The sequence below is a fragment of the Pseudomonas sp. GM24 genome, assembly GCF_000282235.1.
Taxonomy (GTDB): Bacteria; Pseudomonadota; Gammaproteobacteria; order Pseudomonadales; family Pseudomonadaceae; genus Aquipseudomonas.
In genome coordinates, this window is record NZ_AKJR01000380.1 from 1 (window position 1) to 959 (window position 959).

Annotated in this window: 1 protein-coding gene; it reads left to right on the forward strand. The window is 58.0% G+C overall.

Annotation, left to right across the window (positions count from 1 at the left end; translation table 11 throughout):
- Positions 1 to 142 precede the first annotated feature (142 nt).
- The gene (locus tag PMI23_RS28510; RefSeq protein WP_007917986.1) at positions 143 to 862 is read left to right on the forward strand and encodes a FadR/GntR family transcriptional regulator; all 720 of its coding nucleotides are present in this window, start codon (positions 143 to 145) and stop codon (positions 860 to 862) included.
- The last annotated feature ends 97 nt before the right edge of the window (positions 863 to 959 follow it).

Sequence of the window (959 nt, forward strand, 5' to 3'; positions counted from 1 at the left end):
CGCAGCCTTCGGCAGCTCCTACATTGGAATGCATTTGATCGTTCCCACGCTCCGCGTGGGAACGATCATTACCCGCCTCAAGATTGTCTGGTGCCTGCTATGATGCGCGGCATCTCCATCGCTCAGGATCGCGCCACTCCCCATGGATTACCGCAAACCCTCCGACCGTAAAAGCATGCACTCGCGCATCGTCCAGGAACTGGGCATGCAGATCGTCTCCGGACGCTTTTTGCCCGACGACAAACTGCCCGCCGAAGCCTTGCTCTGCGAGGAGTACGCGGTCAGCCGGCCGGTATTGCGTGAAGCGACGCGGGTGCTGGTAGCCAAAGGTCTGGTGTATTCCAAGCCACGCGTGGGCACGGTGGTCAAAGCGCGCCGCGAGTGGCACATGCTCGATCCCGATGTACTGCATTGGCTGATGCAAAGCAGCCCGCAAAATGAATTCTTCAATGTGCTGACCAGTGTGCGCAGCATTATCGAACCGGCGGCTGCCGCCCTCGCCGCTCAACATGCGACCGAGGCTGATATTGCCGCGATTGGCGAGGCGTATCAGCGCATGGAAGCGGCGCCGACGCCGGAGGCTTTGTTGCAACCGGATCTGGATTTTCATAGCCGGATTGCTGATGCGACGCACAATGATTTGCTGGCGAACCTGTGCAATATGTTGTCGGTGGCGATTGCCGAGGCGTTGAAGCATTCGAATCAGCGGCCGAATCTGCATGAATTGGCATTGCCTCGGCATAAGGCGATTTTGACCGCCATTGAAAATCGTGATGCCCTGGGTGCTCGGCATGCGACGTTGGTGCAGCTGGATGATGCGCGTAGTGCGCTCAGTGTCGTGCTCGGCACTGAGCTTTCCTGAATCTTGAGACTGCTTGCCCTCACCCTAGCCCTCTCCCAGAGGTAGAGGGGACCGATTGGGGGATATTCGAGATTTACGCCGACTTGAAAGATTTGCT